The organism is Pseudomonas sp. KD5 (assembly GCF_012932895.1).
In the GTDB taxonomy this organism is placed as follows: domain Bacteria; phylum Pseudomonadota; class Gammaproteobacteria; order Pseudomonadales; family Pseudomonadaceae; genus Aquipseudomonas.
In genome coordinates, this window is record NZ_JDWJ01000009.1 from 231,140 (window position 1) to 255,932 (window position 24,793).

Consider the following 24,793-nt stretch of genomic DNA (forward strand, 5'->3'; position numbering starts at 1 on the left):
TCTGATTTTATTTCTTATCGACCCATGCCAAAAAATCATCAACAGCATTTTGTGCGATGGATGATCTCTGTGAAATCTCTTGTTTGAGGTGCTCTGCCATTTGCTCTCTGGCTTGCCTGAATTCGCCAATGGTCGCCATGATCAGGTTATGGTCAGGGGCGCTGACCAGCTTGGTGCCGCGAGGAAGCATCTCATGTACTTTTTTTAGCTTGTTTTCGATTTCAACTGCAATGGTTGGATAGCCTAAGGAAGCAGGCAAAAGTACGCCATGCGCCCTGGCGCTGATAATGACGTCGGATTCAACTATCAATTTCGCCATGAACGTCTCTGGCGTATCGACGGCGGCATCCCAGCACAACCACTCAAACGTGTGGTGCTTATCGATAAGATGCTGGTCGCGCTCTTTATACAGTGACACCAGACGAACATGCTCTCCACGCTTGGACAGTTCATGAGCGGCCTGAACCATAGCCTCGATGAATTTTTGCCCATTCGCATCATGCGGCCAATCCCGCAGGATAAATGACAGGTATTTGTTCTTATTTACGCTGTTTATCTTCAGATCGGTATTAGAGATCCATAGGTCAGAAAGCAAGGTCGGATCGGTGTACACGTCGACATCCGATTTACCAAAAGCATTGCAATGCTTTTGGCTTGTACCATCCCTGACGGAAATATAGTCACAACGATTAATGACATTGACTGCGCGATTCAGCGGCTTGCCGCCACCATCAAACGGGCCTAAACCGATACAGAATGCAGCAAGACGACGATGAAAGAATATTTTGTCTATCCCGCCGCGCATCCCTACATACAAACGTAAAAGAGTGGATTTCAAATCCGTTTGGGCTTTTATGCTTTTGTAAAGTTTTGACACCTTAAGTTGAATTGAGGAAGCCTTCCTGGCGGGAGGAATGAACGAGAAAAACTGACCGCCACCCCCTAAAACCACCAAGTCTGCTTTGACGGGCTCCTTGATATGCAACCATTTTATGCGCGGGTTAAAATTTTTGGCGACAGCTGGATGATCCACCCCCACGGCAATGTCCGACTCTTTGTATCTTTTTTTCAGAATATTGATGACGCACAGCATCAATATGTCATCACCTAGATTGCCTGGGCCGTAAGCACCACGGATATAAACTTTACTGGAATTCATGCTGGGCTTCCAATCTCTACGGGTTCATTAAACATAGTATTCAAGGTAAATGTCGTCGCTAGAATATAGATAAAAATCACGACCACTATCATCAGTCGGTACAGGACACTTTCAACGTAAGCACTTGAGATGAAACTGACAAAAGGCAATGTCCACAAAATCAATATTCTCGGGGTGACAAGCAACTCCAAGGGTAATATTTTTTTGTATATGAAATAGGGTAAGCCTAGCAGGAAGTGTATTAATTGCGAGCCAATGAATGCTTTGGCAATTCCGATGGCGCCTTCTTCCCTCAGGAGCAGGGCCCCGGATATGAACAATACACCCCACAAAATATTACTCATGACGCTGTACCACGCTAAATCCATCACGATCATTTTTCTTGAAACGCCGGATTTAAATGCACTTAGCAGCGAGCCCAGAATGACCAGAATTAACGTTATTTCAAAATCCCGACCGAGAAAGCTGTTGCCATAGAGTTTTGCCAGCAGTTCGGGGAACATGATGACCGGCTGTATAATGATCAATACAATTAGCCAGCCAGACAGAAAATTCAAGGCGTCTAATTTCCGGCTTTTTCCTCCTAGCGTTGCGGCTAGCATCGGGACAAGTACGGAGCCTAATACCACGGAGACATGTGAGAATATTGCATTCCATTGCATGGCAGCTGCATACATGCCTAACGCGGCGAACCCGTTACTTGTTTCTGCCAGCAATTTATTCGCGAACCAATTCATTGGAGCGACCATCAGTCCTGTCAGCAAGACCGGGAGTCCGACCGAAAGAACGGTATGCTTTTCAGTCATTGCCCCTTTGAAACTGAGCGCCGTATTCTTTGCCTTCAATGTTTTCCAGCATGCAAGCGCGCTAAAGAACACGATTAACAGTTGAGAGCACGCCAACCCCAGCAGCGCACCATTGAGTCTGAATTTTGTCGTCAAGAAGTAAGTTGCCGGGATCCCGACGATGGCGATAATTCCATTGATCGTCGCAATAGACCGATATTGCCCCCAGCCAGTTAAACAGCCTTGGGTCCATCCAGATAAAATGATGAAGGTGATGGTGCTCAATACAATCAGTGATACATATTTCAGATTGTCGGAGCCGAGAATAATGGTGGAGAAGAAAAGCGGAAAAAACAGGGCGACGCCAATGATCATTAAACTAAAGGATAAGGAAAAAATCAGCGTTAAAGCGATACCCCTGCCCGTTTTTTCCGGAGACGTCTCTTTAAACTGACCAATATGTTTAGCCGTCGCCGTCGTTGTGGCTTGGGCGGCCACATTGGCGAGCATGACAATGGCGCTTTGTATCAGGCCATATTCTCCAAATGATTGTGCACCCAGTACTCTGGCGACCAAGATACCCGTAATGACAACCGAGACTTTCGTAGCCACTGCTGATATGAAACTCCACGCAGTGCTGGACACAAATTTTTTCAACAGCATATTGTTCATCTGGCTTCAACCTGTAAAGGTGGAGTGATCAGCGGTTGATGAAGTGTCAGTGCTTTTTTACGTTGCCTGGCGGTGTTTTCCGAAAGGGCACGTAAAATGATTGCGCTATAAGCAATTCCGATAGCGTACGGCTGATAAGGTGTGGCCGATACGATGAACATCAGCGCCAGAAAGGTGGCTATTGATACCGCTACACGGGTTTTTAAGTGGTGAGTTATGGACGTAGTAAATACGAATAGCAAGTACAAGCCGATGACCCCGTATTTGACAAAATACGTTAAGTACGCACTGTCGATATTCGAGTTTTTGTCATCGAGACCACGGTATTCAAACCAGGGAATTTCAAAAGGGGTTCCGGCCCCTAGCCCGACAAAGTAGTGCATGGGGTTCATATTTCTTATCAAGTCCAGCGCAGGGCTGAAGCGAGTGGTTAGCTGAACTGCCAAGCCTTCAGATGACAACGCATCATTGATTCGATCAGCACCAATCATGTTACTGACTTCAATAAAGGCCAACAATACAACCGAACCTAATAGCATGACACCCATCATTCGGGCAGGCTTTGTATATTGGTGAATGATGATAGCTGCAAAAACAGAAACAAAGATAAATCTCGAATTGGCGATGAACAGACAGAGGAATGAGGTCATCAAACAGATCCTCGCCAGATTTTTCTTATCTTCAAATATGCGTGGATCTATAAAATAATATATTAGATATGCAACGGCTGCGTATGTACCGCCATCAAGGTACCTGTAGGCGTTTTCTTCATAGTAGACGTCTTGAAAACTGTACAGACCCAATCGCAGCCAAGCGATATCCAATATATTAAAGGCGGTCATCGCAATCAATATTTTCAGTATTGTTTGCAGCGTCAATGTTTTCGCTGCCAGCGAAACAATGTTCGCGAGCACAATAAATGACAGGATCATTATAAATGGTCGAGTGTCTTTTAATAGGTATTTACTCGGAGATCCTATTAAGCCACACGCGAGCAACACCACGTAGAGCCCACATCCAAAAAGAAGGCCGGCAGGCACTGTTAATTGAGTTCTTTGTGTCACGACCTGCCTTATTAACAGCGCCCCCAGTCCGCCAGCTATATAAAAATCGAAAAAATAGATCCCCTTTAAGGATATAATTTCGCTATAGGAATTCCCGGTAGGGATAACAGACAGCATTACGCCAAAAAATATAATTGAGTATTTCGGGGCTTTTACTGCAAGCAAACCCGCTGACAAAGCCATAAGAGACAATAGGTAAAACATAGTTTGATATTCTTTATGCTGATGTTGTCATTTGACACGCTACCGCCCCAGGATTTTTCGTCATCTTCCTCAGGACGTAGCGCTTCCATGAAATATCGGTTTGATCATGCCCATTGGCTAATGATCCGGTGCAGCAATAGCGATAAAAACCCAAGCACAACAACAGCGCTATCGAACATCTGAACTTATGATGCGACCTGTTCAATACCCATCAGTTTTTGTCAGAGGCGTAGGCATAGTGGTAATAACCATAATCACTGTAGCCATATTTATTGGAAGCCTTTTTCTCCACACCGTTAAAGATTGCGCCTTTAATTGCAACGCCGTTCTGGGTGAACCGGCGGACGGTCAACTCGATTTCTTTCGCCGGGTTCAGGCCATAGCGCGTCACGATCAAATTGGTTCCGGACAGACGCCCGACAATCGCCGCATCTGTCACCGCCAGTAGTGGCGGCGTATCGAGAATCACCAGATCGTATTGCTTGCTCACCTGCTCCAATAGCGCGCTGAAATTGGCGTGCATCAGTAACTCGGAAGGATTGGGCGGAATCTGGCCTCGACTGACAAAATCAAAGTTATCGACCGGGGTCTTGTGGATGGCGGTGGCCATATCACAGCGCCGGGCCAGGATATCGGAGAGCCCATTGTCTGAGGAAACACCTAACACTTTGTGCAAATAGCCTTTGCGCATGTCGACATCGATCAACAATACCCGCAGCCCGGTTTGTGCTATCACCGCCGCGAGGTTGACCGAGACAAACGTTTTACCCACCTGAGGGCTAGGCCCGGAAATCATCAGGCGGTTGTTGTCGGCCTCATGCATGGCGAAGTGCAAACTGGTACGCAAACTGCGCAATGCCTCGATTGCCAGATCGGTAGGATGAGTGACGGCCAGCAATGAAGTCCCATTGGAGCGCCCTCGTCCGCGGGAGACTTTATCTTCTTCAGCTTTCTGCAAAATGCTGTAGGGAATCGACGCATAGACCGGCAACCCAAGTTGCTCGATGGCTTCCGGACTCTCCAGCCCGCGGTTCAGTGCCTTGCGTACCAGCACCAGGGCCACTGCCAGGAAGCCGCCAAGAATAGTGGCGATCAATACAATCAGGATTTTTTTCGGCTTGACCGGTTTGAGGAAATTGACGTCCGCAGTGTCGATCAGGCGTACGTTACCGACGGTGCCCGCGCGCATCACATCCAGTTCCTGAGACTTATTCAGCAGCTGGGTGTAAATGGCCGTACCGACCTCTACATCCCGGGTAAGGCTCAGCAGTTCTTGCTGGGTGGAAGGAAGGCCTTCCACCTTGGACGCCAAACTTTTCTGCTTGCTGCTCAACTCACCGATCTGGGTCAACAATGCGCGATAGGCAGGATGTTGACGGGTGAACTTGCGGTCCATCTCGGCTTGCTGCAGCTTCAATTCGGAAATGCTGGTATCGAGCCCGACTATCTGATCGAGTATGGCTTTGGTTTCGAGCGTGATGTCCACGGACTTGCTGCGCGTCTGGTACTCATTCAACGCTTTGCCGGCTTTTTCCAGGTCCTTCTTGACCTCAGGAAGTTGCTCTTTGAGAAACGCCAGGCTCTGCGCAGCTTCTGCTGAAGTGCGCTCTACGTTTTGCCGTACATATATAGCGGCGATTTCATTGAGTATTTTAATCGCCTGGTCCGGATCTGTGCTTTCCAGCGCCAGACCGATCATGCCCGACTCTTTTCCACGCTCGGCCACATCCAGGGACTCTTGATAGTCGAGGATACTGGTCAGGCGGGGGTTACGGATAATGCGGAAGCGGGTTCCAGGATTGGCGTGCAGTTCCTCTATTTGAAACGTTACGCCATTTTGCTCGAAAAGCTCTCCGGCCCGGCTGGACGCCAATAGATTGTCATCTTCATCCACCAACGTGAAATGACCATTTTCACCCGCGGTCAGGGTCAATTTCTTGCCCAGTTGCGAGTCGGGGAGATCCAGTTTGAATATCTTCAGCGACTCCCCTCCCCAGGCGAAACTGTTCAACCCCAACAAGGGTTCGGCTATTTCACCGGGATTTTTATTCTGGAATCGACGCGCCAGGAACTCTCCGAAAACCGGGAAATACTTCGGCTGTATGACAATATCAAGTTTCAAGTTATCGACAGTTTTACCAATCACGGAGCGGGACTGGATCAACTCGATTTCGGTGGCCGAAGGAGACTCCTTGCCCAGCATGCTGCCGATATCGGAGAAGCCCAGTAAGTCGTTCTTCTTCGCTTCGACCTGTAACAGCGCATTCGCCTGAAATACCGGTGTCGCCAGCACCGCATACGCGGCCCCAGCCACCATAAAGGCACCGGTAATCGCGGCAATCAGCCATCTATGGTCGATGAGTGTTCCAAACAGGCCGAGAAGATCAATCTCGTCATTGTCGTCGTCCCGCACGTTGACTACCGGTGCTTGCTGCATAAGTCGGATTCTTTGCCTTGATTACGATTCAAAAAGGAAGTGGCCATCAGCGTGCCAGACGCTGTGCCCATGCGTGTACGGCTTCTTCGATCAACGCATAAGCGTGCACAAAAGCAGGTTTGCCTTGACGGTAGGGGTCGCTGATCTCTCGATCGTCCTGCCATTTGCCCAACAGCAACACTTTGCCCCGCGCTTCAGGGGCAATGTTGAGCACGCCACTGACATGCCGCCGCTCCATCACCAGTATCAAGTCCGCCTCACTAACGGCTTGAGACGTAAGTTGAACGGCCTGGTGCTCATGGGGCAGATGACCATGCTCCGTGAGTACGGCGTGTGCTGTCGGCTCGATGGGCTTGCCCGTCAGGGCGGCAAGGCCGGCCGAACTGACCTGAATATCGGAATGGACGAGTGCCCCGCGCAGCAAATGCTCCGCGGTGGGACTGCGGCATATATTGCCAACACAGACAATCAAAACCCTTTTAAGCAAGATGACCTTCCCCGTCTTGTCAACATTGGCGGTGACCTAGCACTTGCCGAACATAAGAGCTTTAAATTACGAATGAGCCCGGGCACTTATAATGGCCAGGAACTGCGACTGAAACTTTCAAACAATCAATGCGTATTTATTACCATGACGTTTGAACAGCCCCCAACTTTTTATCCAGACAAAAAATAACACCACACTCTCCAGAGTGTGAAAATAACAGTTATCGAATTTATCCAGACAATTTCTAACAGTTGTCGTTTTATGGCGACCGTTCAATCTAAATTACACTGAAATAGCGAATGGCTAATGTATAGCCGTTCCGCTAGTGCATTGCCAGGGTGTCGAACATTTGGTTAGTAGTTGGGTAAGGGACGCCTTGGGCAATAACTCTATTTACAGCGGGTTACGTCACGAGCATGCCGTGGAACAACCGGGCATGCTCGCCGGCCAATCGGCTGCTCGATGCCTCCCCTGCCCGCGCCTGGCGAGAAGCATGGCGTGCAGACCATTCGCAGCCCCTGGCGCGTTGCGAACATTTTTCTCGAGTGACCGGGCCGCTTCGAGCCCGCACTCCCCAGCGTGACCGGTTCGGCCAGCCTGGATCGAACCTTTCCTACTGCCATCAGCTATTCCATCAGTCTACTTTCAAGGACGCTTCCATGATTCGTAAATGCCTGTTCCCCGCCGCCGGTTATGGGACCCGCTTTTTACCCGCCACCAAGGCCATGCCGAAGGAGATGCTGCCGATCGTCAGTAAGCCGCTGATCCAGTACGCCGTCGAGGAAGCGCGTGACGCTGGCCTGCAACACATGGCCATCGTCACCGGTCGCGGCAAGCGCGCGCTGGAGGATCATTTCGATACCAGCTACGAGCTGGAGCACCAGATTCGTGGCACCGATAAGGAAAAGTTCCTGCACGGCACTCGCGAGCTGATCGATACCTGCAGCTTTTCCTACACCCGTCAGGTGGAAATGAAAGGCCTGGGGCACGCCATTCTCAGCGGCCGCTCGTTGATCGGTGATGAACCATTCGCCGTGGTGCTGGCCGACGACCTGTGCCTGAACCTGGAGGGGGATGGAGTTCTGGCGCAAATGCTCAAGCTTTATGAGCAGTTCCGCTGTTCGATCGTGGCGATCCAGGAAGTACCCCGCGAGCAGACTCAGAAGTACGGCGTGATTGCCGGCGAGTTGATTCGCGAGGGGATTTACCGGGTCAACAGCATGGTCGAAAAACCCCGTCCGGAAGACGCTCCGTCCAACCTGGCGATCATCGGTCGATACATTCTGACCCCCGACATCTTTGACCTGATCGCTGACACCGAACCTGGCAAGGGCGGTGAAATCCAGATCACCGATGCGCTGATGAAGCAGGCCCAGAACGGCTGCGTACTGGCTTACAAGTTCGAGGGTCGACGCTTCGACTGTGGCGGTGCCGAAGGTTATATCGAAGCCACCAACTTCTGCTTCGAGCATCTGCATCAAAACGCCCTGTGATGTTGCTGTCCCCCGATATGGTCTTTATCACCTTATGGACGAAGCCTCTATGAATACGTTGAGCGGTTTCAAGGCAGATGAGAGTCGCCACCCGTATAGCGCTGACCTTAAGCACAACCTCGCGTACCGCATCGTGCGCGCCTATGCGTCGGAACTGATTTCCCCTCGCGTGCGAAAACCACCGGTACTGCTGGTGGAACGCATCGGCGCGTTTCCCTCTTCCGGGGAGATCCGCCGCCAAGTCAAGGATGGTCCGGCGCTGTTGGCGAGCATCAAGCAGCGTTACGCCCGCGATGCCCTCGACCTCAATGAGAGCAGCGGGCTGAACCTGGTCTTTGCCGACTGGCGCTTCAGCTTGCGCCTCTCGGGCGAGGGTTGCGTAGCTTGCCTGACCGTGGAAAGTCGGGGCGACAGCTCGCTCCTGCAGCGCAAAACTACCGAGCTGCTGGAGCAGATCGATGCAGGGAGGGCATTTGAATGAACGCGATTGCCGAACACGCCACCAAAGCCTGGTACCTGGTCCAGTGCAAGCCCAAACAAGATGAGCGCGCCGAAGAACATTTGCAGCGCCAAGGCTATGCCTGCTTTCGCAAGACCTACAGACGTGAGCGCATGTTGCGCGGGCAGCGTCGAGTGATCAGCGAGTCGCTGTTTCCGGGCTACCTGTTCATTCAACTGAGCCTTCAGGACAGCTGGGGTCCACTGCGCTCGACCCGCGGCGTTTCGCGGGTCGTCGGGTTTGGCGGTCAGCCATTGCCGATCCGCGATGCGCTGATCGACGAACTCCAGGAACCGGACAGCCAGGCGATCGTGACCACGCTGTTGAAACACGGAGATGCGGTGCGCATCACTGAAGGTCCGTTCTGCGATCTCGAAGCGGTGTTCCTGGCCATGGACGGCGAAGAACGGGTGCTGCTGATGATGAATTTGCTGCAGCGTGAACAGCAAATCAGCCTGCCACTGGCGCGGGTCAACAAGCTTTAGATGCTTTTAGCTGCTCACACAAAAACGCCGCTTAACAACAAGCGGCGTTTTTTATCAACACGGGAAAACCTACGCCCCTTCCGAGAGGTGATTCCAGTCCACCCAACCCAAAAACCACGTCGCCAGAATCAGTAAACCGAAGGCGATCCGGTACCAGGCAAACACCGCATAACTGTGGTTGGCGATGAACTTGAGCAACCCGCGCACGGCAATCATCGCAAAGACGAAAGCGGCGACAAACCCCAGGGCAAACACCGGCAAATCTGCGGCCTGGAACAGGTCGCGATATTTATAGCCCGAGTACACCGCGGCACCCACCATTGTCGGCATCGCCAGGAAGAACGAAAACTCGGTGGCCGTCTTGCGTGACAGGCCAAACAGCAACCCGCCGATAATCGTCGACCCTGAGCGCGAAGTGCCGGGAATCATCGCCAGGCATTGTGCACATCCGACTTTCAAGGCATCGGTCCAGCGCATCTCGTCCACGTGATCGACCACTACCACGTGCTCGCGCTGTTCGGCCCATAACATGATGATCCCGCCGATCACCAGCGCCACGGCCACGGTAATCGGGTTGAACAGATACTGATGGATTTTGTCGGCGAACATCACCCCCAGGACCACCGCCGGCAAAAAACCGATCAACAAATTCAGAGTGAAACGTTGTGCATTTCGCTGGGTCGGCAAACCCGTGGTGATGTCCAGAATCTTGCGACGGAACTCCCAGACGACCGCCAGAATAGCGCCCAACTGAATAATGATATTGAACGCCATGGCTCGCTCACCGCCAAAGTCGAGCAAGTCCGCGGCAATAATCTGGTGGCCTGTACTGGAGATCGGCAAAAACTCTGTGAGTCCTTCAACCAGCCCTAGAATCGATACTTGCGTGGTGGTCCAGAAGTCCATTAATCCCCCGTTAACCCCTCTCGGCTGAAAGGTCTGTTGTTGGTTCCGAGCATCTGTCGGGTCAACGGAGAATTAAAACGCATTACCCGCCGGCTTGAGCCAAACGTTATAAAACGTCCATGACCAGGGCTATGAACACCTCGACGGCCCTATCCGCCTGCTACGCTTTGCGTTCATGACTGGAGGGATAACCATGCCGGACGATCCTACCCCCGCCCGGCCCGACGCCAGATGGACGCCTGAAGAAGAAATTGACCCGGAAGACTGATACTTGTGTGTTGCAAATCCATGGCTGCCACTCATCGTCAGCTCGTTGACGTTTTGAGTTTGGACGCGCGCAATGGCTACCCCAAAAATGATCGCCCAAGAGAACATTCCACATGGCAAAGATCATAGTGCTCGCTGGTGACTTCCCGCAGTGCGACGGGGAATATCACTCGGGTACCATCACGCTCAAAACGGCCCTTAAGCCACGACTGGGGAAAAGCTTCCCGGTCTCGGAATTTAAAGATCTAACGATCCAGAACACGGATTCCAACAAGAATATAAAGAGCGCCATCGGCCTGGGCATTGCGGGCGCAATGTTGTTGGGGCCGGTCGGTGCCATCGCTGGCTATCTGCTCGCGGGCAACAACACGGAAGTGACCTTCATGGCCACCCTGAAGGACGGTGGCAAGCTCCTTGCGGCAACCGATAGCGATACCTTCGAGGACATCTCGGCACGTGCCCACAAAAAAAACCGCCCCGGTCGCCGAGGCGTCCCTCGCGAATCATTTAACAACGACTCCATTCACTGATCCGCTGGCCCCGTGACCGCGAAGATGTTGCAGGGCACTCGATACAGCACATGCTCCGTCGTACTGCCCACCCACTTGCCCAACCCCTTGCGATGCGCATTGCCCATGACGATCACATCGGCCTGGTGATGCGCTGCAAAGTCAGCCAGCGCTTTGCCGGGCGCGCCCGCAACGAAGTGTTGTCGCTCGGTGGGCACGCCAAAGTGGTCAGCCAATGCGATGAATGACTGATGCAGAGACTTGCGCAGGTCACTGTTGAAGCCTGGCATCGTCACTGCCCCAGCGCCTGCGTCGGCTATATGCGTCAGCGATAGATCATAGGCATACAGCAAATGCAGTTCTGCGTTGCATTGCATGGCCAATCCGTTCGCTGCCTGGATGATGCGGTCGTTGATGCCGGTGATCTGCGTCTCGGGTTGCGACGGATCGACCGCCGCCACGATCACCCGCGGCAGCGGACACCTGACTTCGCTGACCAGATGCACAGGCACCGGACATTCGCGCAACAGGTGCCAATCCAGAGGCGTAACGAAAACGCGTTTGAGTGCAGACTCGTGCTGCACGTCCTTGATCACCAGATCCGGCTGCATTTCTGCCACATGCCGAAGGATCTCTTGCAACGCGCTGCGGGTTATAAGCACTTCGGTGCTTACCGTGACCCCGCGTCCGCGTATCAGATCGGCTTCATCCTTCAGCCACTTTTCGTTCTCTTGCTGACAGGCCTCACGAAACCGCGCACCGGCGCTCATCAAACCCAAAAGGTGAGAGTCTTCGATAAACACCGTGATGTGCAGCGCTGCGCCAGTGGCTTCGGCGATGGCGACAGCTCGTTCCAACGCTGGAGTGTGACGCATGGCTGGGCCGGCTATCAGAAAGAGTCGTTGATATTGGCTCATGTAACACCTCCAGACCCCCGTCACCACCGACGACCTGCTATCGCCTCAACTAACGGGATCGACACTATCAATATACGCCTGGATTCAATAACGAGCTAAAGAGCTGTCACCCCATACCAACCGGGTGACAACCCAACACTACTTCTGAGCATATCTCGTGCCGTGCTGATCATTAAGCTGTGCCTGCATCAACCCCCACTCACGCTGAATGATCGAGTAAGGAATAAAGATACTGATCCGCTCAGCGCCCTTTACCCCAGGGTGAAAACTCACATCGTGAAGTGTGGTGGAGAAGAATCCGACATTAATACCGACAATGCTGCCGTCATTGGCGATAACGGGCCCACCCGACATTCCCTTGATCATCGGGGCATCATGGATGGCATAGCGTTCGCCGCTGCCTTCATCACTGTTGATGAAAGGCGCCGGATACACCTTGCCTTGCCCGCTGACCGTTGTCATATACGGGCTCGTTCCCACGGCAGTGATGTGCTCACCCACGCGCGGTGCGCGCCATGACGGATAATGGCCGTCGGCCTTGTGCTTGATGAAGACCAGGTCGCAACCGGTGCTGCAACTGTATATCACGTTGCGAATGAGTGGGGTGTGGCGGGTGGTAACGGCGTAATCCTCGTTCCATTGCACGGCCGAGGCGGTGTACAGATAAGGCAAGGGAAAGCCTGAGAAGACTGAGAAATATGAATCATTGGCAGGCCCCGACAAGTCGGGTTTTACCATACCGTTGCATCCTGCAATACCAGCTCCTATTAAAAAGTAGGTCATGATTTTAATCATGATGTTCACCGACTTATAAGGAGATTTTAGTTTTTGTTGTGTCAGATTTTTAGTGATCAGGTTGTTGTGGTTTTTCCTCGCTGCCCGTTCTGGTGGGTAATGTATGGCCTAGGTTGTAAGCGTGTGTATGAATTAATTGCGCTAAGAACAATCGCTTTTCGTTACATATAAAAAACTTCAAATATTTGGCGCCTGAAAAATGTCACATGCGCCAAAATAAATATAAATGGAAGTTGCACTTAATAAGTGTAAAACCCGTGAAACAGCACTTTTAGAGCGATTTAGAGCACGTTGGAATGCCGCGGCAACCTAACAGAAATCAGTGCCGCGAAAATAACAAATGCGCTGGATATCCATAAACACGCTTCCAGCCCGAAGACCTGAAAAACCCAACCGGAGAGCACGGTGCCGATCAGCCGTCCCATGGCGTTGGACATGTAGTAGAAGCCCACATCCAGCGATACACCGTCTTCCTTGGCGTAGGACACGATCAGGTAGCTGTGCAGCGAGGAATTCACCGCGAACAACGCACCAAAGATCATCAAACCACCCAACAGCACCCACTGCGGGGACAACCCGGTGTTCAGCCCCAGCGCGATTGCCGCTGGCAGGCCTGCCAAGGCAACCGCCCAAAGAAACGCCGCGCGACCATCCGGGACATGCCCTCGTTGCTTGCCGGTGATCCGCGGCGCGAGCGATTGCACAATGCCGTAGCCAATCACCCAGGCCGCGAGGAATCCACCGACCTTCCAGAAGTCCCAGCCAAAAACGCTGCTCAAGTACACCGGTAAAGCCACGACGAACCAGACATCGCGGGCACCGAACAGGAACATCCGTGCCGCCGACAAGATGTTGATGGCCCGGCTCTTGGAGAGGATGTCGCGGAACCTGGGCTTGGCTTTCGCCTTGCCCAGGTCCTTTTTCAACAGGATCAGGCTGCCGAGCCAGATCAGCGAAAGAACGCCTGCCATGGCCAGCAGCGCCCCTCTGAAACCGATCAGGGCGAGCAATGCCCCGCCGAGAAAGAAACCGACGCCCTTGAGGGCATTCTTCGAGCCGGTGAGGATGGCTATCCATTGATAAAGCGTGCCCTGTTGCCCGTCAGGCACCAGCAGCTTGATCGAGCTTTTGGCGCTCATCTTGTTCAGGTCTTTGGCGATCCCCGACAGCGCCTGAGCCCCCATCACCCAAGGAATCGTCAGCCAGGTGACTGGCACCGTCAGCATCAACAGCGCCACAACCTGCATTCCCAGCCCGATGTTCATGGTCCGGTTCAGCCCCAGTCGCGCACCGAGATAACCGCCCAGCAGGTTGGTGATCACGCCAAAGAGTTCGTAGAACAGAAACAACGCCGCGATTTGCAAAGGGCTGTAGCCCAACCCGTGAAAGTGCAGCACCACCAACATGCGCAAGGCACCGTCGGTGAGGGTAAAAGCCCAGTAATTGCCCGTAACAAGCAGGTATTGCCGCACTGACGGCGCGAGGGCTGACAAGGCTTTCATCAACGCTCCTTAAACGGCCAGACCGACCATCCTGGCCAATTCAACGGTGCGGTTCGCGTAACCCCATTCGTTGTCGTACCAGGCATAGATTTTGACCTGGGTGCCGTTGATGACCATGGTCGACAGCGCATCGATGATCGATGAGCGCGGATCGGTGCGGTAGTCGATGGACACCAGCGGGCGCTCCTCGAAACCGAGAATACCTTTGAGTTCGTTCTCGGACGCGTCCTTGAGAAACCGATTCACTTCGTCAACCGTGGTGACGCGCTCGACCTCGAACACACAATCAGTCAGCGAAGCATTGGCCAACGGTACGCGCACCGCGTGGCCATTCAGTCGCCCGCGCAGCTCCGGGAAAATTTCCGCGATGGCGGTGGCCGAACCGGTGCTGGTCGGGATCAGGCTCATGCCCGAAGCCCGCGCGCGACGCAGATCCTTGTGGGGTTGGTCGAGAATGCTTTGGGTGTTGGTCAAGTCGTGAATGGTGGTGATCGAGCCGTGGCGAATGCCTAGCGCTTCATGGATCACCTTGACCACTGGCGCGAGGCAATTGGTGGTGCACGACGCAGCGGTAACGATGCGATGTTCCGCCGGATTGAACAGTTGATGGTTGACGCCCATGACGATGTTCAGCGCGCCCTCTTCTTTCACCGGAGCACTGACCACCACGCGCTTGACGCCCTGGTCGAGGTACGCCTGAAGCACCGCGACAGTCTTCATCTTCCCGCTGGCTTCAATCACCAGATCGCAGCCCGACCAATCGGTATCGGCAATCGCCTTGTTGGCAGAAACCTTGATGCGCTTGCCGTCGATGACAATGCAGTTACCTTCGGCGCTGGCTTGATCATTCCAGCGACCATGCACCGAATCGAAGTTCAGCAGGTGCGCATGCGTCGCCGCGTCGCCTGCCGGGTCGTTGATCTGCACGAACTCAAACTCTGGCCAGTGCCAGGCGGCGCGCATGGCGAGACGACCGATGCGGCCAAAACCATTGATGCCCACTTTGATAGTCATGTCGAGGTGCTCTGTAGCGGTTGTCAGGGAGGGTGCTTTGGCAATCATCAAGCCGGACAGCAGGCGGCTGCCCGCTCAGGACGGTCGCCCATTTGTTCAAGGCGTTTGGCATCGGGGCTCAACCAGCGCGTGTTGGCTTCGAGTGCCACGATCAGCATCTGATTCACCCAGTCAGGAAGAGTCGGGTGCAATCGGTAGTAAACCCATTGACCTTGCCGACGGTCCGCCAGCAATCCGCAGGTGCGCAACTGCGCCAGGTGCCTGGAGATTTTCGGCTGGCTCTCGTTCAACGCGCAGGTCAGCTCGCAAACACACAACTCTCCCTCACGGGCGATGAGCAGCATCATGCGGACGCGGTTGTCGTCAGCCAGGCATTTGAAAACGGCGGTTGGCGTCAGAGAGTCAGACATTTCGGTTCTCGCTGGTTTGGGCTATGCGTCACAACGGAGCATCAGCTTATATGCGCTTGGCCGAATATATGTTTTTCCGTATGTGCGGTAAAGCGCCAACAGTTCGCGTGTCGATTTCGTAGCTGAATGATATTTATTTACTTACAAAAGGTAATCGTTATCATTAGCATCAAATACAAAAAGGAGCTCATGGTGGCTTTACCGCGCATTTACCCCGCCTCTCTCTCGCTGCTGGGGCTGTTGGCAGTCCCCGATTTACAGGCAGAAACCCAATCGGCAGTCACCTTGCCTGCCACCGCTGTGACCAGTGATTACAGCGAGCAAAGTTACAGGCCGACCGACAACCGCAGTGCGCTGAAGATCGATGCCCCACTGCGCGACATTCCGCAAACGGTGAACGTGATCCCGCAGAGCGTGATCAAGGACCAGGGCGCGCGATCGATGGAAGACGTGCTGAAAAACGTTCCTGGCATCGGTCTTTCCAATGGCGATGGCCAGCGCGATCAGGTCACCATTCGCGGCTTCAGTGCGATTGGCGACATGTACGTCGATGGCGTCCGCGACGACGCGCTGTACTTCCGCGATCTGTCTAACGTCGAGCGGGTGGAAGTGATCAAGGGGCCGGCAGCGGTGCTCTATGGCCGCGGTTCATCCGGTGGCCTGATCAACAGCATCAGTAAGAAACCCAACTTCACTCCCAAGCAGGAAGTGGGTGTCAGCTTCGACAGCGAAGGCAAAAAGCGCACGCAGTTCGATGCGGGCTGGGCCGATCAGCAGCAAAACGACAAGGCTTTCCGGGTAACTGGCGCACTGGAAAACAGCGACACCTTCCGCGATGACGGTTACATCGACCGCAAGGCCATTGCGCCTTCGGCCTACTTCAAGCTCTCCGATGATCTTGAGCTGAATCTGGGCGCCACGTACCTCTACGATAAACGCCTGATCGACTTCGGCATCCCCGCGCTGGGCAACCGTCCGGTCAATGTCGACCGGGACAAGCGCTTCGGCGCCGCCGACCCGGATGATGATTACACTCGCAGCGAAGTGTTCTCGTTCACGGCGGGCGTCGACTACCGCCTCAACGACGACTTCACCCTGAGCAACACCAGCCGCTACTACCACTACGACCTGGATCGCAACAACACCCTCGCCGACTCCAGCCCGACACGCTTCGTCACTGCCCCCAACGGCGAATTGCTGGTCAAGCTCAACCGCGGCAACGTGCAGCGCAAGGAAGACGGCTGGTTCAACCAGACCGAACTCAAGCAACAGGCCACGCTCGCCGGGATGAACCACAACCTGCTCTATGGTGTGGAACTGGGGCGCCAGGTCAAGGATCAATCCGTCTTCAGCCAGAACAACGTAGCGCGGGTTCCGGTGTACCGCGATGCTCTGGTCGACGTACCGTTCCAGGCCAATCGGCAAACCGCCAAGGGCACCAATACCCAGGACACGGCCGGTTTCTACGTCCAGGATCTGATTGAACTGACCCCGAACTGGAAAGCGCTGCTGGGCGTGCGCCATGACGTGTTCGACCAGGAATATTCGGATGACCTGACCCGCGCCACCATGTCTCGAACCGACAACACCTGGAGCCCGCGTGCAGGCCTGGTCTACCAGCCTGATCAGGTCCAGTCCTACTACATTTCGGTGAGTCGCTCTTACCAGCCGTCTTCCGAAGTCTTCGCCCTGAGCACCACCAACCAGGACCTTGAACCGGAGCAAACCACTAACTTCGAAATCGGCGGCAAGTGGGACCTGCTCGACAATCGCCTGGCGTTGACGGCGGCGCTGTTCCGCCTGGAACGCACCAACATGAAAACCACCGACCCGGCGAACCCGACCAAACTGGTCCTGTCGGGCGAGCAGCGCACCGACGGCCTGGAACTGACCGCCAGCGGGCAGTTGAGCGAGAAGTGGCAGGTCTATGCCGGCTACGCCTACCTGGATGCCGAGATCACCAAGTCCAACAACCGGACCAATGGCGTCGCCAACGAAGGCCAGACACCGACCCTGACCCCGCGTCACAGTGCCAACCTCTGGCTGGTGCGCTCGCTGACCAACACCTGGCGTGTCGGCATGGGCGCGAACTATGTCGATGACCGCTACACCGCCCTGGACAACCGGGTGGTCATGCCCGCCTACACCACCGTGGACGCGGCATTGCTCTATAACCTGCCGAAGTGGGACATGGCGCTGCGTTTGCGTAACGTCTTCGACAAGGACTATTACGCCTCGGCCCATGGCTCCGTGGACCTGATCACCCCTGGAGCGCCACGGACCCTGGAGTTGAGTACCAACTACCGGTTCTGACTGAACACCTGAAATCAAACGCCCTTGCCGGTCAGGTAAGCAAAATACCCGTGGGAGCGAGTCTGCTCGCCCCCACGCGTTTTGCGCAGTTTACTGACAGGCATTCGTTTTAAAGCGGGCAGACTGCGATAACGGCACCATCAGTGCTTGGGGTGGTCATCTGCACAGTCCAGCCTGGGGCAAAAACCAAGTCGTGATACTCAACGATGGCACTGATTTCGGAGCAAAGTTTTTTGGCCTCCTCCGGAGAGTGATCTACATCGATGTTGACCGAACGATTCTCGGCTGAGTATTCGCTAGCCTGGGTCAAGTTCATCGTGTCATTCCCATCCAGTATTTTGCTGAGCAGTGAGGCGTTCTCGACGGACTCGTCCATACCGCTGGAATAAGCACATTGAACAGCCACAATCGTCAGTAAAAAAAACAGACCCGCTGCGTATTTGTTTCTCACATCCATGTTCCTTGAAGTCGGGATTGGTCGAGCCTGCACTGCGTGGCGAAGCGATCCGGGGTACAGCATACGTCCTGAGGTTCATACGGCCCAAGGAAGATCAGCGAAAGGATTTCGTATACCCTATCGCTATCTCACTTCCAAACGACCGCCGCCGTGAACCTACCCAAACTCAACGCTCCCGACCTTGGCAATACGCCTTCGACCTCGGAAATCATCACCCGTCATCTGCGCGACGCGATCGTCGCCGGGCATTTCGCCGAAGATGAGCCGATTCGCCAGGACGACATTGCCCGCCAGTTCAACGTCAGCAAGATTCCGGTGCGCGAGGCCCTCAAGCGGCTGGAAGCCGAAGGGCTGGTGATGTTCCAGCGCAATCGAGGGGCGATGGTCACGCGGGTTTCCGATGCCGAGCTGGCGCAGATGTTCGAAGTGCGCATGTTGCTGGAAGACAAAATACTGCGCCTGGCCATTCCCAACATGACCGAAGAAACCTTCGCCCGGGCCGAGCGCATCTGTCAGGAATTCATCGGCGAGGACGACGTGGGCCGCTGGGCCGAGCTCAATTGGGAGCTGCACGCCTGCCTTTACGAACCGGCACAACGGCCGTTTCTGGTCAGCCTGATTCGTTCGGTCAACGACAAGCTGGAGCGCTACCTGCGCATGCAAATGAGCCTGTCGGCTGGCAAGGAACGGGCCGATCACGAACACCGTGAGATCCTCGCGGCCTGCCGTGCCGGCGATGTGGAGCTGGCGGTGAAGCTGCTGGACGAACACATTGCCGGGGTCTGCAAGACCCTGTTCGAACACCTGCCCCACGCTCACTAAGCGCTGTGCCGATTTCGTCATCGGCACAGGATAAATCCATCAAGCCGGCACCCCGCTGCACAGGCCACTCTTGCGTTCACTCATCTGAACGGACGTGGCCCTCCCATGAAACGCATCATCGTGATCGACTCCCACACCGGCGGCGAACCGACCCGCCTGGTGACCGCCGGTTTTCCTGACCTGGGCACCGGCAGCATGGCTGAACGGCGTAAGTTGCTGGCCGACCATCACGATCAATGGCGCGCCGCCTGCGTGCTGGAACCACGAGGCAGCGATGTGCTGGTGGGTGCCCTGCTCTGCACACCGGTAGACCCGAGCGCCTGTGCCGGGGTGATTTTCTTCAACAACAGCGGTTACCTGGGCATGTGCGGCCACGGCACCATCGGCCTGGTGGCGTCGTTGGCGCATCTGGGCAAGATCGGCCCCGGCGTGCACCGCATCGAGACGCCGGTGGGGACGGTGCAGGCGACCCTGCACGAAGACCACTCGGTGAGCGTGCGCAATGTGCCAGCCTACCGTTACCGCAAAGCTCTGGCGTTGCAGGTGCCGGGCATCGGCCAGGTGGTCGGCGATATTGCCTGGGGCGGCAACTGGTTTTTCCTGATCGCCGAGCATGGCCTGAGGGTCGCCGGCGACAACCTCGACGCGCTGACCGCTTATACCTACGCCGTGCAACAAGCGCTGGAAGCCCAAGGCATTCGTGGCGAAGACGGCGGGTTGATCGACCATATCGAGCTGTTCGCCGATGACGATCAAGCCGACAGCCGCAACTTTGTCCTATGCCCCGGCAAAGCCTATGACCGCTCACCGTGCGGCACCGGCACCAGTGCCAAACTGGCGTGCCTGGCGGCCGACGACAAGTTGCAACCGGGGCAGATCTGGCGTCAGGCCAGTGTCATCGGCAGCGAGTTCGAAGGTTCTTATGAATGGCAAGGCGAGCGCATCGTGCCGACTATTCGTGGCCGTGCCTTTATCAGCGCCGAAGCCAGTTTGATCATCGAACAGGATGACCCGTTCGCCTGGGGCATTCGCCCATGAGCGAGGGCCTGGTGGCCGATGTGATCGTGATCGGTGCCGGCATCATCGGCGCCGCCTGCGCCCAGGCACTGGCCCGTCGTGGCTTGCAGGTGCTGGTGCTGGACGCCGGCCTGCACGGTGCGACGGCGGCAGGCATGGGCCACCTGCTGGTGCTCGATGACAACCCGGCCGAATTGGCCCTGAGCCAATATTCCCTGCAACGCTGGCGTGAACTGGCGCCGGACCTGCCCGACGGCTGCGCCTACCGCAACAACGGCACACTGTGGCTGGCGGCCAACGCCGAGGAAATGGCGGTCGCCCACAGCAAATACCTGAACCTGAAAGCCCAGGGCGTGGCGTGTGAACTGGTCAGCGCCAGTGCCTTGCGTCAGCGTGAGCCGGAACTGCGCGAGGATCTGGAAGGCGGCTTGCTGATCAATGGCGACGGCATTCTGTATGCGCCGGCGACGGCCCGCTGGATGCTCGACACACCGAACATCCGTCAGCACCGGGCGCGGGTCAGCGCGGTCGATGGAAATCGCGTTTGCCTCGATGACGGCCATTGGTTGCGGGCCGAAGCGGTGGTGTTGGCCAACGGCATTCAGGCCAGCGACCTGTGCCCGGAGTTGCCCATCGAGCCGAAAAAAGGCCACCTGCTGATTACCGACCGCTACCCCCGCACGGTCACTCACACCCTGGTGGAACTGGGTTACGTCACCAGCGCCCACAACGCCACCGGGCCATCCACCGCCTGCAATATTCAGCCGCGCCCGACCGGGCAATTGTTCATCGGTGCCTCACGGCAATTCGGCACCACCGACCCGCAGGTCGAAGGCTGGATGCTGGCGAAAATGCTCAAGCGTGCCGCCGAGTACATGCCAGGGCTGGCCCGGCTCAACGGCATCCGCGCCTGGACCGGTTTTCGCGCCGCCAGCCCCGACGGCCTGCCGCTGGTTGGCCAGCACCCACAGCAGCAGGGCTTGTGGCTGGCGGTCGGGCACGAAGGGTTGGGCGTCACCACGGCCCCCGGCACGGCCGACTTGCTGGTGGCGCAGCTGTTCAACGAAACCCCGCCACTGGCCGCGCAACCGTATCTGCCCCAGCGTTTCCTCGGAGAACCCGCCTATGCCTGAATTACTGCTGGATGGCCGCGCCTTGAAGGTGGCCGAGGGCACCAGCGTCGCCGCTGCCTTGGCGCTGGGCAGCGACGGCTGCACGCGCACTTCGGTCAGTGGCCAACGCCGCGCACCGCTGTGCGGCATGGGCATCTGCCAGGAATGCCGGGTGACCATCGACGGCCAGCGACGCCTGGCCTGCCAGACTCTGTGCCGTGACGGCATGCAGGTGCAGACATGCCCATGAACGAATACGCCGATCTGCTGATCATCGGAGCCGGCCCCGCTGGCATGGCCGCTGCTCTTGCCGCGGCCCCCAGTGGCGCACGCATCGTCATGCTCGACGACAATCCGCTGCCGGGCGGGCAAATCTGGCGTGATGGTCCGCAAGCCAATGTGCCCGATCAGGCCCGTCGCCTGCGTGAACGTTTGCAGGCGTGCAGCAACATCCGCCGTCACGCCGGCACCCGGGTGATCGCCAGTCCCGGCCCAAAACAACTGCTGGTCGAAAATGACGATGCCGGTTGGCTGATCAGTTACGACAAGCTGATTCTGTGCACCGGCGCCCGCGAGTTGCTGCTGCCCTTCCCCGGCTGGACGTTGCCCGGCGTGACCGGCGCTGGTGGCTTGCAGGCGCTGATCAAGGCGGGCCTGCCGGTGCAGGGTGAGCGCGTGGTGATCGCCGGCAGCGGCCCGCTGTTGCTGGCCAGTGCCGCCACCGCGAAAAAACACGGCGCGCAGATCCAGCGCATCGCCGAGCAAGCCTCGCGCACCGCCGTCGCCGGTTTCGCCGCGCAACTGCCCCGCTGGCCTGGCAAATGGCTGCAATCGTTCAGCCTGTTCGACCGCCATTACCGCACTGCAACTCATGTGCTGGCCGCCCTTGGCACTGACCGGCTGGAAGGTGTGCGCCTGCAACAGCAGGGCAAAATCATCGAACTTGAATGTGATCGGTTAGCCTGTGGTTTCGGCTTGATCCCGAACATTCAATTGGGCCAGGCACTGGGTTACGCCATCGAGGGTCAGGCGTTGGCCGTGGATGCCTGGCAGGCCAGTCGCGTCGATCATTATGCGGCGGGAGAATGCACCGGGTTTGGTGGCAGTGAACTGGCGTTGGTCGAAGGTGCCATTGCTGGCCACGCGGCGGTCGGTGACCTTGAAGCGGCACGCCAGTTGTGGCCACGCCGGGCACGCTGGCAGGGTTTCGCCAAGGCACTGAATCAGGCCTTCGCCCTCGACCCGCAACTCAAATCCCTGGCCCGCCCCGACACCCTGGTCTGCCGCTGCGAAGACGTGCCCTACGGCGCATTGACCGGGCACACCGACTGGCGTGAAGCCAAACTGGCCAGTCGCTGTGGCATGGGCGCCTGTCAGGGCCGGGTGTGTGGTGGCGCGGTGCAGCACCTGTTTGGCTGGCAACCCTCGGCCCCCCGCCCGCCCTTCAGCCCGGCACGAATCGAGACCTTGATGTGCCTGGACGACACCCCGCCAGCCTGAAACCCCCTCGGGGGTTTCAGCCGCGCTGTCGAGCCTCTATGATCCCGGGGTCGCCCTCAGACCCCAGCGCCATGTACCCCTCGCTCAGCACCTTCAAACCCTGCGATCTGCCCACGCTGTTGAACAGCCTGCAGCCGATTGCGCCGCTGCTCGACACCCTGGCGGACGTGGTGTTTTTCATCAAGGACCGCGAAGCTCGCTACGCCTTCGTCAACCAGACCCTGGCCCGGCGTTGCGGTTTCAAACATCGCGAAGATCTGCTGGGGCTCACCGCCGAGATGGTCTTCCCGGAACGCTTCGGCCCGCTGTACACCGAACAGGATCGGCGGGTGCTGTCCAGCGGCCGCGAGATGGCCGACCAACTGGAACTGCACCTGTATTACGGCAACCAGCCGATCTGGTGCCTGACCCACAAACTCGCCTTGAAGGATGAACAGGGTCACATCGTGGGCCTGGCCGGGATCTCCCGCGACCTGCAATCGCCACAGTCCAATCACCCCGCATTCCAGAAACTCGCCGCGGTGGATGCGCACATCCGCAGCCACTTCGCCCGCCCCATCAGCCTTGCCGAACTGACCGCCATCGCCGGTTACTCCGTGGCGCAACTGGAGCGTCACTGCAAACGGGTGTTCCAGCTCACGCCACGGCAGATGATCAACAAGGCGCGCCTGGAAGAAGGTTCGCGGCTGTTGCTGCACACCGAGTTGCCGATCACCGAGATCGCCCTGCGCTGCGGTTACACTGACCACAGTGCGTTCAGCCGGCAGTTTCGTGCGTTGACCGGTCTATCACCGAGCCAGTATCGCGATACTCAGCGCTAAGGATCGTTCCCACGCGGAGCATGGGAATGATCAACCCACAGTAAGACCAATAAACAGGCGATGTTTAATAGACATCTCCAGACACTCACCCAGGCTACACATCCTTGCGCCTCTACCTACGACTACGCCAGAATCCGCCGGCTAGTGCGCCTGTGGCCCGGGCTATATCGTTTCCCTGTCGCTGAAAAACAGCGATCGGGTTTGGTAGCCCGCCGTTCACATGTCGCATAGCTTCACCTTATGCAGGTGCTTCTTCAGCATTTGTATTTATGGTGGCCATGCGTAGGGTGCCCTCGGGCACGCCGGTTTTGCCATGTGGGCCGGTCTACCAACCTTCGTATGGCCACCACCTCTTCGTTTGGTAGCGAGAGTGATGGCTCCTCTAATCACATATGGAGCTCCATCTATGTTCAAACCAACGCCAAATCCTCCGGAAACCGACGACGTTTCCCCCTACGAATCCCTCGATTCGAAAAAACTCCACGCAGCCGCCGACCGCGCCCTGGACCACTACCTCAAACCGCCCATCCCCAAAGACACCAAGCGCAAACCCAGCACCATTTACCATGTGGGTGAGAAGGTCGATAACGAAACCCTGCTGGTCAATGCCTGCGAATCCCTGGCGTCAGCCAGCATGATGCTCAGTGAGTTCGCCGGGTTGATGGACATGCCCCATCGCAACGTGATGTTGGGGATTCAATCGGTGGTCATGCTCGGTGAATTGGCGGTGAATCGAGTGCTGGATAACCTCGATCCGCAGGGCTAACGAAGGATCTGTGGCAAAGGGGCTTCTTGTGGCGAGGGGGCTTGCCCCCGTTCGGCTGCGAAGCAGTCGTAAAACCGGTGTATGCGATGTACCTGAAAACCTGCGGTTGCAGATTTTGGGGTCGCTGCGCAACCCAACGGGGGCAAGCCCCCTCGCCACATGGGTGTGTCAGAGCACGGGGTGATCACAGGGCGCCGGTGTTCCTTAAAGGGGCGCCCCACACAACCATTGCTCCCATCTGTAACACCCGCCATCGCGGACCTCGCCCCTCACAACATCCCCCTGACGCACCGCAACACCTCTACTTCCAAGGTCTGCCGACAAATTCACGCCTCGGCCTGGAAACGGGCACGTTGATTGCTATATTTAATATCGTATAC

General features: G+C 56.2%; 24 protein-coding genes. 12 read left to right on the plus strand and 12 right to left on the minus strand.

Features of this window, described 5'->3' with window-relative positions; translation table 11 throughout:
* Nucleotides 1–7: 7 nt before the first annotated feature.
* From AF70_RS20815 to AF70_RS20835, 5 genes are all read right to left on the minus strand, one after another.
* On the minus strand, nt 8–1,159 hold the full coding sequence (locus AF70_RS20815; protein WP_019581974.1) for a polysaccharide pyruvyl transferase family protein: 1,152 nt from the start codon (nt 1,157–1,159) through the stop codon (nt 8–10).
* On the minus strand, nt 1,156–2,616 hold the full coding sequence (locus AF70_RS20820; RefSeq protein WP_028939769.1) for an oligosaccharide flippase family protein: 1,461 nt from the start codon (nt 2,614–2,616) through the stop codon (nt 1,156–1,158). The genes AF70_RS20815 and AF70_RS20820 overlap by 4 nt, the downstream gene beginning before the upstream one ends.
* A complete protein-coding gene (locus tag AF70_RS20825) occupies nt 2,613–3,884 on the minus strand; it encodes a DUF6369 family protein (protein ID WP_028939770.1) in 1,272 nt (423 codons plus the stop codon). Before AF70_RS20825 ends, AF70_RS20820 begins: the two co-directional genes overlap by 4 nt.
* A gap of 211 nt (nt 3,885–4,095) precedes the next feature.
* Entirely contained in the window at nt 4,096–6,321 is a 2,226-nt protein-coding gene (locus AF70_RS20830; RefSeq protein WP_028939771.1) for a polysaccharide biosynthesis tyrosine autokinase, read from the minus strand.
* Nucleotides 6,322–6,367: 46 nt separating this feature from the next.
* On the minus strand, nt 6,368–6,808 hold the full coding sequence (locus AF70_RS20835) for a low molecular weight protein-tyrosine-phosphatase (RefSeq protein ID WP_172901207.1): 441 nt from the start codon (nt 6,806–6,808) through the stop codon (nt 6,368–6,370).
* A gap of 659 nt (nt 6,809–7,467) precedes the next feature.
* Between AF70_RS20835 and galU the strand changes: the two genes are divergently transcribed.
* Genes galU through rfaH form a run of 3 tightly spaced genes read left to right on the plus strand, consistent with a single transcriptional unit; the run spans nt 7,468 to nt 9,285 of the window.
* Entirely contained in the window at nt 7,468–8,301 is an 834-nt protein-coding gene (gene galU, locus AF70_RS20840; RefSeq protein WP_018928284.1) for a UTP--glucose-1-phosphate uridylyltransferase GalU, read from the plus strand.
* Between the two features lie 49 nt (nt 8,302–8,350).
* Nucleotides 8,351–8,782 carry a hypothetical protein gene (locus tag AF70_RS20845; RefSeq protein ID WP_028939772.1) on the plus strand — a complete coding sequence of 144 codons (432 nt, stop codon included), beginning with the start codon at nt 8,351–8,353 and terminating at the stop codon, nt 8,780–8,782.
* A complete protein-coding gene (gene rfaH / locus AF70_RS20850; RefSeq protein WP_019581966.1) occupies nt 8,779–9,285 on the plus strand; it encodes a transcription/translation regulatory transformer protein RfaH in 507 nt (168 codons plus the stop codon). The genes AF70_RS20845 and rfaH overlap by 4 nt, the downstream gene beginning before the upstream one ends.
* Nucleotides 9,286–9,354: 69 nt before the next feature.
* Here the strand turns inward: rfaH and AF70_RS20855 are convergent, their stop codons facing one another.
* On the minus strand, nt 9,355–10,191 hold the full coding sequence (locus tag AF70_RS20855; RefSeq protein ID WP_019581965.1) for an undecaprenyl-diphosphate phosphatase: 837 nt from the start codon (nt 10,189–10,191) through the stop codon (nt 9,355–9,357).
* Nucleotides 10,192–10,571: 380 nt separating this feature from the next.
* Here AF70_RS20855 and AF70_RS20860 point away from each other — a divergent pair, with 380 nt between their 5' ends.
* Nucleotides 10,572–10,988, plus strand: coding sequence for a hypothetical protein (locus AF70_RS20860; protein ID WP_018928288.1), 417 nt, complete (start codon nt 10,572–10,574; stop codon nt 10,986–10,988).
* Here the strand turns inward: AF70_RS20860 and AF70_RS20865 are convergent.
* The 5 genes from AF70_RS20865 to AF70_RS20885 all read right to left on the minus strand — a co-directional run bounded on the left by AF70_RS20865 (nt 10,982) and on the right by AF70_RS20885 (nt 15,605).
* On the minus strand, nt 10,982–11,884 hold the full coding sequence (locus AF70_RS20865) for a universal stress protein (protein WP_028939773.1): 903 nt from the start codon (nt 11,882–11,884) through the stop codon (nt 10,982–10,984). The two genes, AF70_RS20860 and AF70_RS20865, sit on opposite strands and share 7 nt — an antisense overlap.
* A gap of 138 nt (nt 11,885–12,022) precedes the next feature.
* The gene (locus AF70_RS20870; RefSeq protein WP_028939774.1) at nt 12,023–12,622 is read right to left on the minus strand and encodes a trypsin-like peptidase domain-containing protein; all 600 of its coding nucleotides are present in this window, start codon (nt 12,620–12,622) and stop codon (nt 12,023–12,025) included.
* 338 nt (nt 12,623–12,960) lie between these two features.
* Complete coding sequence (arsJ, locus tag AF70_RS20875; protein WP_018928291.1) at nt 12,961–14,181, minus strand: organoarsenical effux MFS transporter ArsJ; 1,221 nt, start codon at nt 14,179–14,181, stop codon at nt 12,961–12,963.
* A 9-nt stretch (nt 14,182–14,190) separates the two neighbouring features.
* A complete protein-coding gene (locus AF70_RS20880; protein ID WP_019581962.1) occupies nt 14,191–15,195 on the minus strand; it encodes an ArsJ-associated glyceraldehyde-3-phosphate dehydrogenase in 1,005 nt (334 codons plus the stop codon).
* A gap of 47 nt (nt 15,196–15,242) precedes the next feature.
* Nucleotides 15,243–15,605, minus strand: coding sequence for a metalloregulator ArsR/SmtB family transcription factor (locus AF70_RS20885; protein WP_028939775.1), 363 nt, complete (start codon nt 15,603–15,605; stop codon nt 15,243–15,245).
* Nucleotides 15,606–15,794: 189 nt separating this feature from the next.
* Here AF70_RS20885 and AF70_RS20890 point away from each other — a divergent pair, with 189 nt between their 5' ends.
* Nucleotides 15,795–17,918 carry a TonB-dependent siderophore receptor gene (locus tag AF70_RS20890; RefSeq protein WP_032831009.1) on the plus strand — a complete coding sequence of 708 codons (2,124 nt, stop codon included), beginning with the start codon at nt 15,795–15,797 and terminating at the stop codon, nt 17,916–17,918.
* A 109-nt stretch (nt 17,919–18,027) separates the two neighbouring features.
* Here the strand turns inward: AF70_RS20890 and AF70_RS20895 are convergent, their stop codons facing one another.
* Complete coding sequence (locus AF70_RS20895; RefSeq protein ID WP_019581959.1) at nt 18,028–18,375, minus strand: hypothetical protein; 348 nt, start codon at nt 18,373–18,375, stop codon at nt 18,028–18,030.
* 150 nt (nt 18,376–18,525) lie between these two features.
* Between AF70_RS20895 and AF70_RS20900 the strand changes: the two genes are divergently transcribed.
* From AF70_RS20900 to AF70_RS20930, 7 genes are all read left to right on the plus strand, one after another.
* Nucleotides 18,526–19,197 carry a GntR family transcriptional regulator gene (locus AF70_RS20900; RefSeq protein ID WP_007935506.1) on the plus strand — a complete coding sequence of 224 codons (672 nt, stop codon included), beginning with the start codon at nt 18,526–18,528 and terminating at the stop codon, nt 19,195–19,197.
* A 105-nt stretch (nt 19,198–19,302) separates the two neighbouring features.
* Complete coding sequence (locus tag AF70_RS20905; protein WP_028939777.1) at nt 19,303–20,235, plus strand: 4-hydroxyproline epimerase; 933 nt, start codon at nt 19,303–19,305, stop codon at nt 20,233–20,235.
* Entirely contained in the window at nt 20,232–21,347 is a 1,116-nt protein-coding gene (locus tag AF70_RS20910) for an FAD-binding oxidoreductase (protein ID WP_028939778.1), read from the plus strand. The genes AF70_RS20905 and AF70_RS20910 overlap by 4 nt, the downstream gene beginning before the upstream one ends.
* Nucleotides 21,340–21,576, plus strand: a complete 237-nt coding sequence (locus AF70_RS20915) for a (2Fe-2S)-binding protein (RefSeq protein WP_028939779.1) — start codon at nt 21,340–21,342, stop codon at nt 21,574–21,576. Before AF70_RS20910 ends, AF70_RS20915 begins: the two co-directional genes overlap by 8 nt.
* Nucleotides 21,573–22,826: an FAD/NAD(P)-binding oxidoreductase gene (locus tag AF70_RS20920; RefSeq protein ID WP_028939780.1), complete on the plus strand. Its 1,254-nt coding sequence runs from the start codon at nt 21,573–21,575 to the stop codon at nt 22,824–22,826. The genes AF70_RS20915 and AF70_RS20920 overlap by 4 nt, the downstream gene beginning before the upstream one ends.
* Before the next feature lie 71 nt (nt 22,827–22,897).
* Nucleotides 22,898–23,647: an AraC family transcriptional regulator gene (locus tag AF70_RS20925; RefSeq protein WP_028939781.1), complete on the plus strand. Its 750-nt coding sequence runs from the start codon at nt 22,898–22,900 to the stop codon at nt 23,645–23,647.
* 406 nt (nt 23,648–24,053) lie between these two features.
* Nucleotides 24,054–24,413, plus strand: a complete 360-nt coding sequence (locus AF70_RS20930; protein ID WP_028939782.1) for a DUF6124 family protein — start codon at nt 24,054–24,056, stop codon at nt 24,411–24,413.
* Nucleotides 24,414–24,793: the final 380 nt, after the last annotated feature.

Coding starts and splice junctions, on each gene's coding strand:
- AF70_RS20915 (WP_028939779.1), top strand. CDS start 21,340: ATGCCTGAATTACTGCTGGATGGCCGCGCCTTGAAGGTGGCCGAGGGC.
- AF70_RS20820 (WP_028939769.1), bottom strand. CDS start 2,616: ATGAACAATATGCTGTTGAAAAAATTTGTGTCCAGCACTGCGTGGAGT.
- rfaH (WP_019581966.1), top strand. CDS start 8,779: ATGAACGCGATTGCCGAACACGCCACCAAAGCCTGGTACCTGGTCCAG.
- AF70_RS20930 (WP_028939782.1), top strand. CDS start 24,054: ATGTTCAAACCAACGCCAAATCCTCCGGAAACCGACGACGTTTCCCCC.
- AF70_RS20845 (WP_028939772.1), top strand. CDS start 8,351: ATGAATACGTTGAGCGGTTTCAAGGCAGATGAGAGTCGCCACCCGTAT.
- AF70_RS20920 (WP_028939780.1), top strand. CDS start 21,573: ATGAACGAATACGCCGATCTGCTGATCATCGGAGCCGGCCCCGCTGGC.
- AF70_RS20860 (WP_018928288.1), top strand. CDS start 10,572: ATGGCAAAGATCATAGTGCTCGCTGGTGACTTCCCGCAGTGCGACGGG.
- AF70_RS20865 (WP_028939773.1), bottom strand. CDS start 11,884: ATGAGCCAATATCAACGACTCTTTCTGATAGCCGGCCCAGCCATGCGT.
- AF70_RS20885 (WP_028939775.1), bottom strand. CDS start 15,605: ATGTCTGACTCTCTGACGCCAACCGCCGTTTTCAAATGCCTGGCTGAC.
- AF70_RS20825 (WP_028939770.1), bottom strand. CDS start 3,884: ATGTTTTACCTATTGTCTCTTATGGCTTTGTCAGCGGGTTTGCTTGCA.
- AF70_RS20890 (WP_032831009.1), top strand. CDS start 15,795: ATGGTGGCTTTACCGCGCATTTACCCCGCCTCTCTCTCGCTGCTGGGG.
- AF70_RS20815 (WP_019581974.1), bottom strand. CDS start 1,159: ATGAATTCCAGTAAAGTTTATATCCGTGGTGCTTACGGCCCAGGCAAT.
- galU (WP_018928284.1), top strand. CDS start 7,468: ATGATTCGTAAATGCCTGTTCCCCGCCGCCGGTTATGGGACCCGCTTT.
- AF70_RS20880 (WP_019581962.1), bottom strand. CDS start 15,195: ATGACTATCAAAGTGGGCATCAATGGTTTTGGCCGCATCGGTCGTCTC.
- AF70_RS20895 (WP_019581959.1), bottom strand. CDS start 18,375: ATGGATGTGAGAAACAAATACGCAGCGGGTCTGTTTTTTTTACTGACG.
- arsJ (WP_018928291.1), bottom strand. CDS start 14,181: ATGAAAGCCTTGTCAGCCCTCGCGCCGTCAGTGCGGCAATACCTGCTT.
- AF70_RS20910 (WP_028939778.1), top strand. CDS start 20,232: ATGAGCGAGGGCCTGGTGGCCGATGTGATCGTGATCGGTGCCGGCATC.
- AF70_RS20870 (WP_028939774.1), bottom strand. CDS start 12,622: ATGGTAAAACCCGACTTGTCGGGGCCTGCCAATGATTCATATTTCTCA.
- AF70_RS20905 (WP_028939777.1), top strand. CDS start 19,303: ATGAAACGCATCATCGTGATCGACTCCCACACCGGCGGCGAACCGACC.
- AF70_RS20830 (WP_028939771.1), bottom strand. CDS start 6,321: ATGCAGCAAGCACCGGTAGTCAACGTGCGGGACGACGACAATGACGAG.
- AF70_RS20855 (WP_019581965.1), bottom strand. CDS start 10,191: ATGGACTTCTGGACCACCACGCAAGTATCGATTCTAGGGCTGGTTGAA.
- AF70_RS20925 (WP_028939781.1), top strand. CDS start 22,898: ATGTACCCCTCGCTCAGCACCTTCAAACCCTGCGATCTGCCCACGCTG.